The following is a 17,327-nucleotide window of genomic DNA, read 5'->3' as shown; positions in this document are numbered from 1 at the left end:
GGCGTTCCTCCCTCAGTCCTCGTCCACGTGCGTGCTGAAACTCCGGCTGATCCGCGCCACCAGATCGGCGGCGGACACGTCCTCCTCCTCGGCCATCTCTTGTGGACTCAGTTCGAGTTCGTCCGCCAAGTAGGGGATGAGGTCGTCGAGGGTCGAGTGCTTGAAGACGACCGTGGGCGGGATGGACAGCTCCAGCGCCCTCGTCAGCCGGGAGTGGAACTCCACCGCCATCAGCGAATCCATGCCCATGCTGAAGAACCCCTGCTGCCCGCTCAGCCGCGTGCGCGCACCCAGCACGTCCCGCAGGATCAGCTCGACCTGCTCACCCAGGTAGCCCACCTTGTCCTTGGCCGCACCGATCTCCCCGCGCAGCGACGGACTCGCTTGTTGCGGCACAGGCTCGACACCGAAGAAGCCGGGTGCCAAGCCCGTCGTCGTGCTGAGGGCCGCCCAGTCGGCGTTGACCACCGCCACCGACTCGCCGCTCAGTACCAGTCGGGCACCCCGATCCGGGTCGATGACGAGCAATCCAGACCGTTCGTGGACTTCATCCGCAGCCATGCCGATGTCCGACCACGGTCCCCACTGGATGGCGGCACCGGGCAACCCGGCGGCCCTGCGGTGCGCCATGAGGCCGTCGAGGAACGCGTTCGCGGCGGCATACCCACCGGAGGCGAACGTCGGGAGGAACGTCGAGATGGAGGAGAAGGCGATGAAGAAGTCCAGATCGGTGGCCTTCTGGTGCAGGTGCCACGCGCCGTCGACCTTCGGCGCCAGCACAGCGTGGAACCGCTCGGCGCTCTGCTGCGCCAGGATCGCGTCATCCACCACGCCAGCGGCGTGCACGATGCCCTGGAATGGCCCGTGCGCCTCGATCAGGGCTTCCACCGCGTTCGGATCGCTGATGTCGGCGCAGTGGACCCGCACGTCGGCCGCGATGTCGGCGATCTTCGCCCGCTGGGCGCTCGTCGGCTCGCGGCGGCTGGTGAGCACGATCGTGCCCGCACCGCCTCCGGCGAGCTCCTCGGCTGTGCGCAATCCGAGGCCGCCCAGCCCGCCTGTGACCAGGTAGGTGCCGTCCCGCTTCAGTTCGACCGAGCTGGCCGCGGGCGCGGGGGTGAGCCTGGGGTGGTGGTGGACGCCGTTGCGGATGACGGTGAAGGGGGCGCTGGTCGGCGAGTCGACATCGTCGGTGTCGACGGCGGTGAGGTGTAGTTCGGGGTACTCCGCGGCGATGGTGTGGAGAAGGCCCCAGACAGCGGTGTGCGAAGGATCTGTTGTCTCTTGTGGACTCAGTGCGTGTGCGTGCCGAGTGACCACGTGCAGTCGAGGCGGCTCGGAGCGAGCGACGATGTCCTGGACCATTGCCAGGAGGTCGGTCGCGAGACGGTGGGCGTGCGTGGCGGGATCACCGGTGGCGGGTTCCGGTTCGAAGCGGACGTTGTCCACAGTATCCACAGGGGGCTGTGGATTGGCTTGCTCCCAGGTGACCCGGTGGAGCCACTGGTTGTCCGAAGTGGATTCAGGTGCGAACCAGTGCCGCTCGCGCTGGAACGGGTAGCCGGGCAGGTCGATCCGCTGCTGTGGGGACTCGTGGTAGGCGGCCCAGTCGATGGGGTGGCCGCGGACGTAGAGCTCGGCCAGGGCCGTGGCGGGCTCCTCCCATTCGCGCGTTCGGCGTGCACTCGGCAGCCACGCGCGTTCGGGTAGCAGGCCGTGGCCGAGAGCCGACAGCACCGGTTGTGGGCCGATCTCCAGGAACACGTGGTTGTCGGCCAGTGCTCGCACACCGTCGGCGAACAACACCGGTTCCAGCGCGTGCCGCACCCAGTAGTCCGGGCCCGTCGAGGTGATCGGCTGACCGGTCACATTGGACACCAGCGGGACCTTCGGGGCAGAGAAGGTGATGCCGCGCAACACTTCGGTGAACTCGTCCACGATCGGCCGCATCAGCGGGGAGTGGAAAGCGTGGGAGACACGCAGGTCACGTCCGGTCACCCCGTGCTCGGCCAAGCGTTCGACGGCACCGCCCACCTGCACCCCGTCCCCGGAGATGACGATCTCCTGGGGCCCGTTCACCGCCGCGACGCTCACCAGCGGGTACTCGGCGATGGCCGCCTCGATCACCTCACGGGTGCCGCGCAGCGACACCATCCGGCCGCCCTCGGGCAGGGCCTGCATCAGCCGTCCCCTGGCGACGACCAGGCGGAGCGCGTCTTCCAGCGAGAACATCCCGGCGACGCAAGCAGCGACCAACTCACCTACGCTGTGGCCGAGCAACGCCGTCGGGCGCACGCCCCACGAGGACCACATCCGGGCGAGGGCGTACTCGTAGGCGAACAGCGCGGGCTGGGCGTATTCGGTGCGGGCGAGTTCCTCTTCGCTGACCTCGCCGTCGAGCAGTTCGGTGAGACCGCGGCCGAGCAGGGGCCGGACGACCTCGTCGCACTCGCGGATGATGTCGCCGAAGACCGTGCTGCCGCGCATCAACCACCCGCCCATCCTCGGGTGCTGCGCGCCCTGCCCGGTGAACACGAACGCGACCTTCGGCGGGGTCTGACCAGCGCGACCGGTCTTGATCGTCACCTCGCCGTCCGAAGTCACGACCACCGCCGCCCGGTGCTCGAAGTGGCTGCGCGCGGTGTTGGCCGTGTAGGCAGACCCGATCGTGGCGTGCTCGGCCAGCTGCCGCTGAGCGGCCCGCAAGGCGGACTCCGAGGCTGCCGACACGGTCACCACCGCGGCCGACCGGTTTGTGTTGGCAGGCATGGGGGCCGTCTCCCCGCCCGCCAGCACGATGTGGCAGTTGGAGCCGCTGAAGCCGAACGAGCTGACCCCTGCCACCCGGCGACCCTGCGGCCACTCCTCGGCGGCCGTCGGCACCCGCAGAGGGAGTGACCAGTCCACGAACTCGCTGGGCTCGTCGAAGTGCAGGTTCGGCGGGACCAGGCCGTGCTGGACGGACAGCACGGCCTTGATCACACCCGCGATGCCCGCTGCGGACTCCAAGTGACCCAGGTTCGACTTCACCGCCCCCAGCACGAGAGGGCGCTCCCGCTCTCCGAAGACAGCGCCCAGTGCTCCAGCCTCGATCGGGTCTCCCAGGGCAGTACCCGTGCCGTGGGTTTCTATGTAGCCGACCTCTATAGGCGAGACACCCGCGTCGCGCAGCGCCTCCCGGATGACGGCCTGTTGGGAGGGGCCGTGCGGAACGGTTAGACCGCTACGCCTGCCGTCTTGGTTGGTCGCGCTGCCCAGCACCACCGCGAGGATGTTGTCCCCGTCGCGTTCGGCGTCCGACAGCCTCTTAAGAACAACCATGCCGCAGCCCTCGGCCCGCACATAGCCGTTCGCCGCAGCGGAGAACGGCTTGCAACGGCCGTCAGGGGCCATCATCCGGGCCTTGGACAGGCTGATGGTCTCGTGTGGGGTGAGGATCTGGTTGACCCCACCGGCCACGGCCACATCGCACGTGCCCGCCCGCAGGTCGCGTACCGCGAGGTGCAGCGCGACCGCAGACGAGGAGCACGCGGTGTCTATAGACAGCGACGGACCCGTTAGGCCGAGAAAGTACGAGAGGCGCCCGCTAGCTGTGCTGGTCGTGCTACCGGAGCTGAAGTAGCCGTCGATGTTGTCTTCACCATGGAGGACCATCGCCTCGCGGTAGTCGACATTGCTGATGCCTACATAGACGCCAGTGCGCTCTGGTAGGTCCTTCACCGGCATCCCCGCGTGCTCGAACGCGCGCCAGGTGACCTCAAGCAGCATCCGTTGCTGTGGGTCGATGCTGGCGGCCTCACGGGCGGAGATCCCGAAAGCCGCGGTGTCGAACCCGGCCGGGTTGGGCACGAACCCGCCGTACCGGGTACTCATCCGACCAGGTTTGTCCGGGTCTGGGTCGTAGTAGGCGTTGATGTCCCATCGATCCGGCGGCACCTCGGTGATCGCGTCCCGACCCTCGACCAACAGCCGCCAGAACTCCGCCGGGCCCTCCGCGCCGGGGAAGCGGCAGCCGATCCCGACCACCGCCACCGGCTCCGGGGCGGTCACCTTCGCCGCTTGGAGCTCGGACTCCAGGTGCTCTATTCGCGCCAGCGCCTTACGCAGCAGTGCGTCGTAGTTGGGGCTGTTCATAAGACCCCCAGTCCGAGCTTGGCCGCCAAGAGCCGGGCAACGTCGTCGGTGTCGGTCAGGCCCAGCTCAGAGACAAGGTGGTCGGTCAGGCTCGACAGCGTCGGGTGGTCGAAGACGACCGTCTGCCCCAGGCGCTGCCCTAGCGCTGTCTGGAGGCGATTGCGCAGTTCGATCGAGCTGAGTGAGTCCAGCCCTAGCGAGAAGAAGCCCACATCCGGCCCTAGGCCGTTGTCGGTACCGATGCTGCGGACGACCTGCTCGCGTACCTCCGCTGCCAGCAGGTCACGTCGCTGCTCCTGTGGCGCGGCCTCTAGGCGATCGCGGAACGTGTTGTCGTCGTTCTTGGTCTGGAACCGCGACAGAACCGGCGGCACAGTGAGCTGGTGCTTCAAGAACCGCTGCCAGTCGATCGGTAGTACTGCTCGCACGCCATTGGTTCCGAGCAGGGATGCCAGTGCCGCCACACCTTCCTCGGTCGGGATGACACCTTCGCCAAGGGAGGTCAGCTTGTCGTTCAAGCCCGCGCGGGCGCTCATGCCGGTCTCGGCCCACGAACCCCACTGCACAGCCAGCGCGGGTAGCCCAAGTCCGCGTCGGTACTCGGCCAAGCCGTCCAGGAAAGCGTTTGCGGTGGCGTAGTTGCCCTGGCCGGGCGAGCCCAGCGCCGAGCTGATCGAGGAGAACAGGACGAAGAGGTCCAGGTTGTCGGTCAACCGGTGCAGGTGCCAGGCCGCGTCCGCTTTGGCACCCAGAACGGTCCGGAACCGTTCGGGGGTCTGCTGGGCGAGCACACCGTCGTCGAGTACCCCGGCCAGGTGGAACACACCTCGGAGATCGCTGAGGCCGTCCAGGAGCTCCTTGAGGGCCGTCTCGTCGGAGACATCAACGGCCGCGGTGCGGACCTCGGTGCCTGCGGCTCGCAGCTCGGCGATGACCTTCTCGGCGTCTGGACCAGGTGCCGAACGGCTGACCAGCACGAGGTGCCTGGCGCCTTGGCGGTGCAGCAGCCGAGCGGTCTCCAGGCCAAGACCACCTAGGCCGCCGGTGATGAGGTACATCCCATCCGGACTGAGGGTAGGACCTGTCCCGGGCGCGGTCTCGCGGCTCAGGCGGGCGACATAGCGAGTGCCGTTCTCGTAGGCGACCTGCGGCTCATCGCTCGACAGCTCATCGAGCACGACAGAGGCCGGGGTGGACTCGTCGAGGTCGATCAAGGTGAGGCCGAGGTCTGGGTGCTCCAGCGCGATAACTCTGCCTAGCCCCCATAGAGCCGTTTGGGCTGGGCTGGCCACAGCTCGAGTCCCAGCGGGTTGCGCGCCACGGGTGACTACGACGAGCTTCGAACCGCTGTCCGCCAAGTCGCGGACGACGTCGAGCAGGGGAGTGGCGAGCTCTGCTGCGTCGGTGCTCGAAGACTCGGCCGGAAGGCAATAGAGGACCGCCCGCCCCGGGGTTGCGCTCTTAGCGGCATCGCCGAGGTGGGCGAAGGCGCCCCCTGTCACCACCAGCGGTCGGTCGGTTGACACTTTTGCTGCGGGCGCCTCCTCCCACTGCGTGGTGTAGAGCCAGTCACGCCAGGCCTCTGTGCCGAGCATCGCTTGCCTAGTGGCCAGTTTCAGGAGGATGCCCTCCATGGTGAGCACTAGAGAGCCATCGGCGTCGAAGAGGTCTACGTCGCCGTGCAAGGTCTCCGGGGTTTCGCTGTCACTAGGCCGAAGCCGGGCGTGACACCAAGCGTGAGTGCCGACCTTGGCGTGCAGAGTCAACTTCTCGACACCCACCGGCACATAGGTGCGCCTGCCGTACTTCTCTGGGTAGGTGACTGTAAGAGCGAGGAAACAGGCCTCTAGCAGCACCGGATGGATTCGGTGCTTGGTCTCGCCGCGCAGAGCGGCTGGCAGCGCTATCTCCGACAGGCAGGCGGTGCCGTCCCGCCACAGCCGTTCGGTCGCCCAGAACAGCTCACCCAGGTCGATTTCCCGTTCCCGCTCACCCTGGTAGATCTCCTCGACCGGGACCTCGTTGGTGAACCGCTCGCGCAACGCAGCGAGAGGCTCCGCAGCCAGCGGTGAGTCAGGTGAACCGGTCGCGCCGGAGGCGTGCAACGTCCACTGGCGATCGCCGGGAACACGCGAGTGGATCCGCAGACCGTCAGGTAGCAGTGCGATCTGCACCTCGCGCAGGGCACCCGCGTCGGCGAAGCTCATCGCGCGGTGCACGAAGAAGTCGCGCACCACCGCGCCCGCACCGCCGAACGCCTCGTGGTGGGCGGCCAGAGCGGTCTCCAGGAACGCCACGCCGGGCATGACAATCGACTGGAACACCCGGTGGTCACCCAACCACGACAGTGTCTTCGGACCGAGCGTGGCCTGGAACCGGATGTCATCGCTGTCGGCGATGTCCAAGCGCTGACCGATGAGAGGACCGCCAGCTGTGGGTTGGTGCGTGGTTGGCGCGTCGATCCAGTGCCGCTCCCGCTGCCACGGGTACGTAGGCAACGCAACCTTGTGGTGCCCCTTGCGCTCATAGAGCGCTGCAAGGTCGATATCGACCCCAGCCGCGAACAGATCTCTTGCGCCGCGCAGCAACTGCTCTGCCCCTTGGCCCTGTCGGAGCGATGGCACAAGCAGGGCATCAGCCTCTATGTGGGACAGCAGCGTAGGTCGAGGTGACACCTCTATGAACACGTCTACGCCAGACTCGATGAGAGTGCGGACACCATCACCGAACCGGACCGTGTTGAGCACGTGGTCGACCCAGTACTCAGCAGTCGCGATCTCCGGCCCCGCGACAGCGCCGGTCGCGTTGGAGATGACCGGAATCGTTGGCTCGTGATAGGTCACCCCGCCCGCGATCGTCGCGAACTCCGCCAGCATGGGTCGCATAAGAGGCGAGTGGAACGCATGCGAGACGATGAGCTCCTTACACCGCACACCACGACGCTCCAGCTCCGCCTGGACCTGCTCGACCTGTTCGGCGCGACCTGATATCACGGTCGATCCCGGCGAGTTCACCGCCGCGATCGCTACCTCGGTGTGCTGCTCGACGAGTTCGACCACTGCCGATTCCGCAGCGGCCACCGACACCATCCGGCCCGGCTCGTCCAAGGCCTGCATGAGCCGACCCCGATGGGCCACCAGCGTGATCGCGCCGGTCAACGAGAACACCCCGGCCAGATGCGCGGCAACGAACTCGCCCACGCTGTGACCGAGCAGCGCCTCCGGTCGCACGCCCCATGACAGCCACAGCTTCGCCAAGGCGTACTCAATGGCGAACAACGCGGGCTGCGCGTGCGCGGTGTCGTTGATCGCCGTCTCGTCCGCGAGAACCGCGTGCAGGTCGAACAGTCCGGACAGAAGTGCCGCGCACTCTTCTATAGCCGCGCGGAACACCGGATGCTCTTCGTAGAGAGCCAGTCCCATACCCGCGTACTGCGATCCCTGCCCGCTGAACAGGAACGCGACCTTCGACCGACGTGGCTCCTCTATAGAGGACTCCAGAGCCTGCAGTGCGTCTGCGGTTGTTGAGACCACAGCCGCGAACCTGTGGCTGAACACCTGCCTGCCCGCCGCGGCCGTCGCGCACACATCGGACATCGCGAGGTCGGGATGCGTAGTGAGGTGCTCGGTGTACCGGGCGATGAGCTCTCGCAGTGCCTGCGCGGACTTAGCGCTCACGGTCAGCACGTGCGGGCCTGGCGCGGTGGTGACCTCTTGCTGCGGCGGCGCCTGCTCCAGCACGACGTGGCAGTTCGTCCCGCCCATGCCGAACGAACTCACCCCGGCCCGCCGGGTCGTCGCCCACTCCGGCCACGGTGTCGGCTCGGCGGAGACGAAGAACGGACCCGCCGCGAAGTCGATCTCCGGGTTGGGCCTGGTGAAGTGCACTGTCGGCGGCACCGTGCCGTGCTCGACCGCCAGCGCCGCCTTGACCAGCCCGGCGATCCCGGCGGCCTCGTCGAGGTGCCCGATGTTGGTCTTCACCGACCCCAGCACACAACTCCCCGCCGGAAGTGGACCATCGAGTTGGAACGCCGCGTTCAGCGCCGCCACCTCGATGGGATCCCCGATCGCCGTCCCCGTGCCGTGCGCCTCCACGTACCCGACCGATCCGGCGGGTACCCCGGCGTCGGCCAGGGCGTCGGCCACCACCTCGGCCTGGCGCCGCACACTAGGCGCGGTGAACCCGACCTTCACCGACCCGTCGTTGTTGACTGCGGACCCCTTGACCACCGCGATCACCCGGTCACCGTCTGATAGAGCCTTCGCCAACGGCTTAAGCAACACCACGCCGCACCCGTTGCCGAACAGCGTCCCGTCGGCCTCCGCGTCAAAGGCACGGCAATGCCCGTCGCGGGACCGGACCATGCCCTCTTCATAGAGGTACCCGCCGCGCTGCGGCACAATCACCGAAACACCGCCCGCGAGCGCCATGTCGCTCTCGCCCGACCGCAGGCTCTGGCACGCGAGGTGCACCGCCACCAACGATGTCGAGCACGCTGTCTGCACCGCAACGCTCGGCCCGCGCAGGTCGAGCTTGTAAGAGACCCGAGTCGGCAAGTAGTTGCGGTCGTTGCCCAGCTTCGCCTGGAACTGGGCCATATCCGCCTCTATGAAGGGGCCGCTCGCGCCTCGGGTGAGGTTGTTCACCAGGTACGTGCTCATGCTCGACCCGGCGAAGACCCCCACAGCGCCGTGCTCTGCGCCCGGTCGGTACCCGGCGTCTTCGAAGGCCTCCCACGCGCATTCCAGGAACAGCCGGTGCTGCGGGTCGATCGCGGCCGCCTCTTTGGCGTTGATGTCGAAGAACGCCGCGTCGAACCGGTCGATGTCGGGCAGCGCCGCGGCTGCTCGCACGTAGTCGGGGTTGTCCAGCAGAGCCGGGTCCACTTGGTCGAGTTCGTCGAGGGCACTCACGGATTCCACGCCCGCGACCAGATCCCGCCAGAACGCTGCTGTGTCGCCCGCGCCGGGAAACCTGCCCGCCATGCCGATGATCGCGATGTCCCCGCCTGCCGCGGACCGCTCGCGCGGTGCGAGCGCGGGCGCTTCCCGGTCCAAGTGGGCAGCCAACCCCCTGATGGTGGGATGGCTGAACAGGTCGACCAGGGAGAACGCGCCCCCGGTCCGCTCGGCGAGCGCGTCCCGCAGCGCGACCAGGTGCAGCGAGGTTCCGCCGATGTCGAAGAAGTTGTCCGTCGTGCTGACCTCGTCGAGCCCCAGCAGCTCCTGCCACACCTCGCTGAGCAGGCGTTCGGTGCCCGTGCGGGCGGCCACGACGGGATCGTCGGAGAGTCGCTCGAGCACCTCCGGGGGCAGCAGGGCGCGGCGGTCGGTCTTACCGCTCGCGGTGCGCGGCATCGCGTCGAGCACCTCGTACGCCTCCGGGACCAGGTACCGGGGCAGCCGGTCGGAGAGGTACCGGTGCAGTCGCCGCGGCAAGGTCCCGTCGACCGCGCTCGGGGCCAGCACGTGCGCGACCAGCCGCTCCCGCCCGGCGACCCGCTGAGCCACCACGACCGCTTCCCGGACGTCGGCGTGCGACTCGAGGACGGCCTCCACCTCACCCGGCTCGACCCGGACGCCGCCGACCTTCACCTGGTCGTCGGCACGCCCCAGGTGTTCCACCGTTCCGTCAGGGGAGATCCGGCCGATATCACCCGTGCGGTAGAGCCGCCCTGCCCCGAAGGGGTTGTCCAGAAAGCGCTCTGTGGTCAGGTCCGGGCGGTTGAGGTAGCCGCCTGCGACACCCACACCGCCGATGTAGAGCTCGCCCTCGGGCACCGGGGTGAGGTCGTCGTCGAGGACGTGCACCTCGACCCCGGCGATGGGCTTGCCGATCGGTACCGCGTCCGGCCACCCGGCGGGGTCGCCGTCGAGGGTGTGCGTCGTGGCGTCCTGGAATTCCGTGGCGCCGTAGTGGTTGTGCAGCCTGCCGCCGTCCGTGCGCTGGAAGAACGCCCGCAGCGCCGGGGTCGTGCGCAACCGCTCCCCGGTGGTCACCACGTCGCGGACGGGCAGTGCGGTAGTGCGCCCACGTGCGGCCTCGGCCAACTGGGTCAGCGTGGACACCGGGGCGAACAGCCGCTCGATTCCCTGCCGTTCAAGGAAATCCGCGAGCGCGTGCGGGTCCCGGCGGGTCTGCTCGTCGGCGACGACGAGCGTTCCGCCGAAGCACAGCGTGGAGAACACCTCGTGGAAGGAGAAGTCGAAGCTCGCCGCGCACACCTGCGCGGTACGCGCCTGGTTGCTGCCCGGCCGTTCGCGTTCGTGCCACCACAGCAGGTTGACCAGCGACCGGTGTGTCATCGGGACACCCTTGGGGCGCCCGGTCGAGCCGGAGGTGAAGATCGTGTAGACCGGGGCGTCGACGTCGGTGGCCGCGCGGCTGGGACCGTCCGGCGGCACACTGTCCATGAGCGCGTCGTCCACGAGCAGGGTGCGCGCGGGGAATGGCGCGTCCAGGCCGGGTTCGGTGATCAACACGGTGATGGCAGCGTCGTCGGCGATCGCGCGCAGCCGGGCCGCCGGGTCGGCGGTGTCCATCGGGACGTAGCACGCGCCCACCCGCATGACCCCGAGCATCGCGGCGAACAGCTCAGGACCGCGGCGCAAGTGCAGTGCCACCAAGGAACCCGACCCGACACCCGTCGCCAGTAACCAGGACGAGACCCGTTGCGCCATCCGGTCGAGGTCGGCGTAACTCACTTGGCGGTTGCCCTCGACCACCGCGACCGATTCAGCCGAACGCTGGGTGAGCACCCGGTCCACGAGTCCGTGCACTGTGATCACTGGCACAGCGGCGTTCTCGGTCATCTGCGTGCCCCCAACGACATGCGCCCGACACCTCGCGTGGACGCCTCGGCGGTCGGTCCGACAACAGCGTGCGTACAACGTCATACGGGTTATCCAGTGGGTGCGACATCGGTCGACACCGTCCACCCGGGGCGCACCAATGGTGGCGAACAACGGCCCCGGCTTTCGACTATACCCAGCCGCGCCCCCAGTTCTACTCCCTCGCGAGTGGATTGACCGGATCGCTCTCGCACCCCTGCCGCACGGGCGCCCCGTTGGGGTAGTGTCGGGAAGGGGCCGCCGGATGGGGCCCGTTGTTCGGCGCGGAGAGGATCGTGCACAGTGGACTCGACCGACTAATCCGGTAATACCGGTGTCGGGTCCGTGCCGAGACCTTGGCGTGGCAGCCAGTTCCAACTCAACGGATTTCCGCCCTGGTGGCGGGCGGTGCGGCGAGGGGGTCGAATCGGCAGTGGCCAGCGTTCACACAGTGGGTGTCGTCGGCGCGGGGGTAATGGGAAGGGGCGTCACGATCGCCCTGCGCCAGGCCGGATTCCAGGTCATTCTCCTCGACCGCGAGCCGGAAATCCTGAAAAGCGTACAACGCACGATAGCCGATGACGTGCGGCTGTACGCGCTCCTGGCGCCCGCCTCGGCGATCACCGCGGCCGAGGTCGTCGCCGGGACGGTGTTCAGCACCGACCTCGCCGACCTCGCTGCCGCCGACTTGGTGGTGGAGAACGCCACCGAGCGCTTCGAGGTCAAGGCGCCCATCTACCGGCGGCTCGGCGAGCTGCTCGCCCCGGGCACCCCGGTCGGGGTCAACACCTCGGCCATCCCGATCACCCGGTTGGGGGCGTTGACCGGGCGACCCGAAGACGTGGTCGGCACCCACTTCATGAACCCGGTGCCGCTCAAGCCCACCGTCGAGGTCATCCGGGGTCGCCGCACGTCAGCGGACACGCTGGAGCGGATGCGCGGGTTCATCACGGCCCTGGGCAAGAAGAGCGTGGTGGTCAACGACTCGCCGGGGTTCGTCACCAACCGGGTGATGATGCTGACGGTCAACGAGGCGGTGTTCCTGCTGCACGAGGGCGTGGGCACCGCCGCCGACATCGACCGGCTGTTCGTCGAGTGCTTCGGGCACACCATGGGCCCGCTGGAGACCGCGGACCTGATCGGCCTCGACACCGTGCTGCTGTCGATCGAGGTGCTCTACGACGAGTTCAAGGACGGCAAGTACCGGCCCTGCCCGCTGCTGACCGGCATGGTCGACGCCGGGCTGCACGGTCGCAAGACCGGGCGGGGGTTCTTCGACTACGGATCCGGCGCGAGCGGGTCGGGAGGGGCGAGGTAGATGGGCGCGGACAGCAAGGCGAGGATCCGGGAGTTCGTCCTGGACAACATCACCGAAACCGAACTCGCCGATGACGACGACATCTTCGAACGCGGCCTGGTGCGGTCGATGTTCGTGATGCAACTGGTGGTGTTCGTCGAGCAGGAGTTCGGCGTCCAGGTCACCGGGGACGACCTGCGGTTCGACCATTTCCGCAGCGTCGACCGGGTGGACGAACTGGTCACCCGCAAACTCGCCGCGGTGTGATGCGCGCGCTGCGGGTGCCGTTGGCACAACCCGTTCCCGGTGACCTGGCGCCCGAACTGGCGAAACGGCTGTTCTTCGTCTCCAGTGCGATCACCGAGTTCGACCTGGTGGCCGAAGGCGGGGATATCAGCGCGGTCGACCTGGTGATTTCCGGTGATGCCGAGGAATCGGCCATCGCGGTGAAAATCGGGAAAGTCGTGGCCGCCGAAGTGCTCACCCAGCGCCCGCTGCCGCCGAAGCAGGTGTGGCGCTGCCCGGTCGAGGCGACCTTCGTCGACCCGTTCCCCGAATTGCTGGCCGGTGACGCCGCCTTCGTCGCTGGCGAGGGTCAGGTGGGCTTCGGCGAACCACTGCTGTCCCTTGTGGACTACCTGGATGCCAGGTTGCTGGCGATCGCGCTCGAGTTGCCCGGCTCGCGCGAGTTCCGGTACCCGACGCTGCTGCCGACCAGCGTGCTGGACCGGTTCGGGTACTTCGGCTCGTTCCCCCAGTTCGCCATGTTCGTCACCCGGCTGCACAACGACATCGACGTCTACAACGGTTTCGTCGACCGCTACCGCGACGGCGGGCGGCTCCCGGACGACCTGTTCGCCCAGTGCGAGGACAAGACCTACTGCCTGCCGCCGACGATGTGCTACCACACCTACCACCAGTACACCGGCCGCCGGTTGCCGTCGGAGATGGTCGTCACCTCGCGGGGGAAGTCCTTCCGCTACGAGTCGCGCTACCACACCAGCATGGAACGGTTGTGGGACTTCACCATCCGCGAGATCGTGTTCCTCGGCGGGGAGGACTTCGCGACCGGGTGCCGCAACGCGGTCATGGCGCGGGCGTACGCGCTGCTGGAGGAGTTGGAGCTGGCGGGGCACTGCGAGGTGGCCAACGACCACTTCTTCGGCAACGCCGACACCGCGGGCAAGATCCTGTCCCAGCGGATGATGGAGTTGAAGTTCGAGCTCCGCGTCCCGGTGGCCGCGGACCGCGACATCGCCGTGGGTTCGTTCAACCTGCACGGCCAGTTCTTCGGCGAGTCCTTCGACATCACCGGGCCCGCGGGCGGCCCCACCGCCAGCGGCTGCGTCGGCTTCGGCCTCGAGCGCCTCGCCTACGCCTTCCTCTGCCAGCACGGCGCCGACCCGGCCGGTTGGCCCACCGCCGTCACCGACCGGATTGGGGACCCAGGTGCTGCACGGTCTCACCACTGACCAGCGCGACAGCCTCCTCGCCTTCGCCCGCTTCGTCGACGAGCGCCTCATCCCGCGCGCGGGCACCTGGGACCACCAGGAACACCTCGACGACTCGATCATCACCGACCTGGCCGCCGCGCACCTGCTCGTGCCGACGCTGCCCACCGAGGCGGGCGGGACCGGCATGGACGCGGTGACCTACGGCCTGCTGAGCGAAGAACTCGGTCGCGGCTGCGGCTCGGTCCGGAACCTGGTCGCCGTCCAGGGCATGGTCGCCCACGCCATCCTGCGGTGGGGGAGCAAGGACCTCGCCGACCGCTGGGCCCCCGCCATCGGCACCGGCTCGGTCATCGGCTCCTTCGCCCTGACCGAACCCGAAGTCGGCAGCGACGCCCGAAACGGCACCACCACCGCCCGCAAGGTGCTCGACGGGTACGAGATCACCGGCCGCAAGAAGTGGATCAGCTTCGCCCAACGCGCAGGCGTCTTCCTGGTCTTCGCCCGCCTCGACGACGACCCGGCCGCCTTCATCGTCGAGCGGGACTCCCCCGGCCTGTCGGTGTCCCCGATCACCGGCCTCCTCGGCCTGCGCGCGTCGGAACTGGGGGAGGTCCACCTGGACTCCGTGGTGGTCCCCGAGTCGAACCTCCTCAGCCACGGCAGACTGACCTTCGACCTGGTGGCCACGTCATCGCTGGACTACGGCCGCTACAGCACCGCCTGCGGTTCGGTGGGACTGGCCCAAGGCTGCCTGGACGCGAGCCTCGACTACACCCGCACCCGAACCCAGTTCGACGCGCCGCTGGCCGAACACCAACTGGTCCAGCGCTCGCTCACAGAGATGATCACCTCGGTGGAAGCCGCCCGCCTGCTCTGCCGCCAAACGGGCCAGATGCGCGCCGCGGCCCACCGCGACGCGATCCGCCAGACGTTGATCGCGAAGTACTTCGCTTCGCGGGCTGCGTTCGCTGCGGCTGCTGCGGCGGTGCAGGCGCATGGGGCTAGTGGGGTTTCGTCGGATTATCCGGTGCAGAGGTATCTGCGGGACGCGAAGATCCAGGAGATCATTGAGGGGACCTCGGAGATCCAGCAGGTTCAGATCGCGGAGCTGACGTTGGCGCGGAGCTGAGTCCTTGCCGGCTCGTCGCTTCGCGCCTTGCATCGGATCCGCGATTTTAGTGCGGGCTCGATGTGGTGGACCTGTTTTGCGTGGGGCCCCTACGACAGCCGTGGCAGGACCGCAAAGCTGGGGCCGAAAAGCGTGGCCCTGTCCGCGCAGGAACGCTACGACTGCCGCTCCCCCACACAAAACAGGTCCACCCCATCGAGCAGATGGCACCAGCGGCTCCGAGTGTCCAGTGGCTGGCAATGCTGTCGGAGTCGGGTGGCTGAGTTGGCGGGGCTGACTCGGTGGGTTGGGGTGGCACCGGCGGCTTCCGAGTGTCCAGTGGCTGAGTTCGGTGGTCGGAGTCGGGTGGTTGCCCTGGCACCTGAGCTCCGAGTGTCCAGTGGCTGGGTTGGCGGGGCTGGCTCGGTGGGCTGGGGTGGCACCTTTCGCCCGGCTGGTTGGCCACCGCCACTGGGGGTCTAGGTGTCGCACGGCCTCCTCTCTGTTTCCCCGAGCGGGCCTTCGGGGAGCGGTGGTGCTAGGTGGGTTGGCTGGTGGGGGTGTCGCGGTAGGAGTTGGCTTGGAGGGTGTAGAGGTCGGCGTAGTGGGGGTTGGTGGCTAAGAGGTGGGGGTGGGTGCCGGTTTGGAGGATGCGGCCTTGGTGCATGACGACGATGAGGTCGGCTTGGCGGGCGGAGGCTAGGCGGTGGGTGATGAGGACTACGGTGCGGCCGGATTGCAGGGTGCGGAGGGACTCGTAGACGGCGGCTTCGGCGCGGGCGTCCAGGGCGGCGGTGGGTTCGTCGCAGATGAGGATGGGGGCGTCGCGGTAGAGGGCTCTGGCTACGCTGAGGCGTTGCCACTGGCCGCCGGAGAGGTCGTGGCCGTCGCGGAACCTGGTGGTGAGCAGGGAGTCCCAGCCGTGGGTGAGGGTGGTGACCACGGCGTCGGCGCCGGAGTCACGGGCGACCTGGGCGAGGTGGCGATCGCCGGGGTCCATGCGGTGGGGCCTGCCTAATGTGACGGCGTGCCGGGCGGTGAGCGGCCAGCGGGTGGGCTCCTGCATCACGACGGCCACGTTGGCGGCCACCGAGGGGGCGTCGACGGTGGCCAGGTCCACCCCGTCCCAGGCGATGCTGCCCGTGGCGGGTTGGTAGAGCCCGGCGAGCAGCTTGGCCAGGGTCGACTTGCCTGAGCCGTTCTCGCCGACGAGGGCCACGACCTGCCCCCGCCGGATGGTCAGGTCGATGTCGTCGAGGGCGGGCCTGGTCGCCCCCGGGTAGCTGAACGACACCCCGCGCACAGCGATCACCTCCGGGTCGACGGGCGCGATTCGGCCGGTGGGCCGCTTGGTCCGGCGTTCGGTGTGGTCGAAGAAGGTGATGAGGTCGTTGATGTAGAGCGACTTCTCGAACATCCGGTTTGCGGCGAGCACCACCTGCGTCAGGGAGGCGCGCACGGTGCGGATCGCCAGGAGTGCGGCACCCGCGACAGCCAGTGGTGTGGCCCCGATGTAGAGCAGCCAACCCAGGGTGACGTACGCGAGCGTGATGCCGACACCGGACAGGGCCCGGCCGAGTAGCGCCACCCTGGTTTGCCTGGCCCCCAGCGCGATCTGGGCGTCTTCCATCACGCGGGAGTGCCGGTCGTGCTCGGCGAGCAGGAACGGCTGCGCGCCGAACACGCGCACCTCGGCGGCGGATTCCTTGTGTGCCAGCAGGTCCGTGGTCAGCGACCGCCTGCGCCTGGTCTCGATCGTGGTCGCGACGAACTCGTACTCCAGCCGGGCGGTCCGCAGGGTCGCCCAGGTCTCCGGCGCGACCGACAGCAGCAGGATGGGCAGCAGCAGCGGGTGCAGCAGGGCGGCGGTGGCCGCCGTGGCCACCAGCGAGATCACCCCGCCGACCACGACGATGGCCTGGTGGGTGGCGGAGTCGACGGCGTCCATGCCCGCGTGCCTCGAGCGCTCCAGGCCGTCGTGGAAGTCGGGTTCGTCGAAGGTGACCAGGTCGATCCGCGACATCGTCTCGGCCAGGTCCCGTTCGACGCGGTGGCGCACCTTGGGCCGCAACCGCAGCGTGGCGCCGGAGACCACCGTGTCCGCCACTCCGCGCAGCGCGTACGCCACCGCGAGCACGACCAGCGACGGCGCCGCCGCGACCAACCGATCCGGCGTCGGCCCGGCGACGAACAGCGACGTCAGCACCCCGGTGACCGCGAGCAGGCCCATCGCGGTCACCACCCCGGACACCACCTGCGCGCCGAACCCGAGCGAGACCGCCGCGCGGTCGGCCCGCCAGGCCGTGCGCGCCACGAGCCCCATCGCCGCGGGCAGCGCCCGCACCAGTTGCCACAGGCTGGCGCGGATCACCTGGTCCGCGTGGCCGAACCACACCGGGGCGGACAACTCCGCCAGCGGTGCCCCGGGTTTGCTCTTCGCCGTCGTCATCTCGTGGTCCCCCTTGGTCGTCAACGTTTCGTCGTCACCGTGCACCACCGAG

Annotated in this window: 7 protein-coding genes; 4 read left to right on the top strand and 3 right to left on the bottom strand. The window is 68.6% G+C overall.

Features of this window, described 5'->3' with window-relative positions; genetic code table 11:
* Positions 1-12 precede the first annotated feature (12 nt).
* The gene (locus tag JOD54_RS33675; RefSeq protein WP_204455952.1) at positions 13-4,134 is read right to left on the bottom strand and encodes a type I polyketide synthase; all 4,122 of its coding nucleotides are present in this window, start codon (positions 4,132-4,134) and stop codon (positions 13-15) included.
* Positions 4,131-10,949, bottom strand: a complete 6,819-nt coding sequence (locus JOD54_RS33670; RefSeq protein ID WP_204455951.1) for a type I polyketide synthase — start codon at positions 10,947-10,949, stop codon at positions 4,131-4,133. The genes JOD54_RS33675 and JOD54_RS33670 overlap by 4 nt, the downstream gene beginning before the upstream one ends.
* A 451-nt stretch (positions 10,950-11,400) precedes the next feature.
* Here JOD54_RS33670 and JOD54_RS33665 point away from each other — a divergent pair, with 451 nt between their 5' ends.
* Genes JOD54_RS33665 through JOD54_RS33650 form a run of 4 tightly spaced genes read left to right on the top strand, consistent with a single transcriptional unit; the run spans position 11,401 to position 14,847 of the window.
* Positions 11,401-12,285: a 3-hydroxyacyl-CoA dehydrogenase family protein gene (locus tag JOD54_RS33665; protein WP_307860492.1), complete on the top strand. Its 885-nt coding sequence runs from the start codon at positions 11,401-11,403 to the stop codon at positions 12,283-12,285.
* Positions 12,286-12,531 (top strand): acyl carrier protein, encoded by a 246-nt coding sequence (locus tag JOD54_RS33660; protein ID WP_204455949.1) that lies wholly within the window; start codon positions 12,286-12,288, stop codon positions 12,529-12,531. It begins immediately after the preceding gene.
* Complete coding sequence (locus JOD54_RS33655; protein ID WP_204455948.1) at positions 12,531-13,736, top strand: class-II aminoacyl-tRNA synthetase family protein; 1,206 nt, start codon at positions 12,531-12,533, stop codon at positions 13,734-13,736. Before JOD54_RS33660 ends, JOD54_RS33655 begins: the two co-directional genes overlap by 1 nt.
* Positions 13,714-14,847: an acyl-CoA dehydrogenase family protein gene (locus JOD54_RS33650; RefSeq protein ID WP_204455947.1), complete on the top strand. Its 1,134-nt coding sequence runs from the start codon at positions 13,714-13,716 to the stop codon at positions 14,845-14,847. The genes JOD54_RS33655 and JOD54_RS33650 overlap by 23 nt, the downstream gene beginning before the upstream one ends.
* Positions 14,848-15,364: 517 nt before the next feature.
* On the opposite strand, the gene JOD54_RS33645 is transcribed toward JOD54_RS33650, so the two are convergent.
* Positions 15,365-17,275: an ABC transporter ATP-binding protein gene (locus tag JOD54_RS33645; RefSeq protein ID WP_204455946.1), complete on the bottom strand. Its 1,911-nt coding sequence runs from the start codon at positions 17,273-17,275 to the stop codon at positions 15,365-15,367.
* Positions 17,276-17,327 lie beyond the last annotated feature (52 nt).

Source organism: Actinokineospora baliensis, from assembly GCF_016907695.1.
Classification (GTDB): Bacteria; Actinomycetota; Actinomycetes; order Mycobacteriales; family Pseudonocardiaceae; genus Actinokineospora; species Actinokineospora baliensis.
This window is presented reverse-complemented; position numbering and strand designations above follow the sequence as displayed.

Coding starts and splice junctions, on each gene's coding strand:
- JOD54_RS33645 (WP_204455946.1), bottom strand. CDS start 17,275: ATGACGACGGCGAAGAGCAAACCCGGGGCACCGCTGGCGGAGTTGTCC.
- JOD54_RS33670 (WP_204455951.1), bottom strand. CDS start 10,949: ATGACCGAGAACGCCGCTGTGCCAGTGATCACAGTGCACGGACTCGTG.
- JOD54_RS33660 (WP_204455949.1), top strand. CDS start 12,286: ATGGGCGCGGACAGCAAGGCGAGGATCCGGGAGTTCGTCCTGGACAAC.
- JOD54_RS33675 (WP_204455952.1), bottom strand. CDS start 4,134: ATGAACAGCCCCAACTACGACGCACTGCTGCGTAAGGCGCTGGCGCGA.
- JOD54_RS33655 (WP_204455948.1), top strand. CDS start 12,531: ATGCGCGCGCTGCGGGTGCCGTTGGCACAACCCGTTCCCGGTGACCTG.